Below are 267 nucleotides of genomic sequence, written 5' to 3' on the forward strand. Positions count from 1 at the left end.
CTCTCCCCCCGAGCCAACGAAATCGCCGAGCACGCCCGGCAGTTGCTCGCTGCGGGCGGCTACAACGGCTTCAGCTATGCGGACCTGTCTCAGCGGGTTCGCATAGGCAAAGCCAGCATCCATCATCACTTCCCCAGCAAAGCCGAACTGGTGTTGACGGTTGTCAGGCTCCACCGTCAGCAATCGATGGAAGGTCTGGCAGCGTTGCAGCAGCATGTGGGTGACGGCCCGCTGGCGCAATTGACGGCTTACGTTGATTACTGGGCG

At 61.4% G+C, this 267-nt stretch carries 1 protein-coding gene; it reads left to right on the forward strand.

Translation table 11 applies throughout. The features are described from left to right. Positions 1–267 (forward strand): TetR/AcrR family transcriptional regulator (locus SB847_RS21225; RefSeq protein WP_410578611.1); only part of this gene is annotated, 267 nt, incomplete at both ends.

Source organism: Bacillus sp. SIMBA_026 (genome assembly GCF_046535335.1).
Taxonomy (GTDB): Bacteria; Bacillota; Bacilli; order Bacillales; family Bacillaceae; genus Bacillus; species Bacillus velezensis.